This is a genomic window from Vibrio sp. 1078-1, assembly GCF_033340475.1.
Map to the genome: position 1 here is coordinate 1 of NZ_JAWOWM010000439.1, position 656 is coordinate 656.

At 47.0% G+C, this 656-nt stretch carries 1 protein-coding gene; it reads right to left on the reverse strand.

Annotated elements, in window-relative coordinates:
• On the reverse strand, positions 1 to 656 hold a 656-nt coding region (gene pilM, locus R7190_RS28065), incomplete at both ends, for a type IV pilus assembly protein PilM (protein WP_318137950.1).

The following is a 656-nucleotide window of genomic DNA, read 5'->3' on the forward strand; positions in this document are numbered from 1 at the left end:
CAGTCCGAGTGGGTTTAACAACTCACACTCCAATGCCAACTGATGCGACAGCTCTTCTGCCAACATTGGCGTCGATGCCCCCTCGCCCGATAACCAAATGCCTTTGATGTTTTGCGAACCGTTGATCGAGGTATAGAGCTGCATTTGACGTTTTACGCGCTCAACCACTTGACGATTGAACTGTTCCGTTTTGGCTTGAGCATCATCAGAAAGTAAGTCTTCTTGTGACGTCCCCATTGAGATACGAGTACCGCACGCAAACTCCTTATGAAACAGTTCGCCTTGCTCGGTAAACATGGTGAATGAACTCGCTAACGAGCCGATGTCTAACAAACAGTATTTGTTTTTTTCAGGAAAACGCTCTGCGGCAAGCTTCCAGATATGACCTAGGCTTTGAGAGTGCACGTCAACCAACACAGGCTTTAAACCAGACTGTTGTAACGCCTCAACTCGGCTTTCAACCACATCTTTCCGCGTAGCGAATACTTGATAACTGTCCGTTCCACGCATCCCTTCTTCCGCACGAAGGCGTACGAAATCCAAACTCAGTTCTTCCACAGGAAAAGGAGATTGATGAGAAAAAGCTTGTACCACCGCAAACTCGATTTCGCTCTCATCAAGGCTTTGTTCGATTTGCAGTTTCTTGCTAATAACTG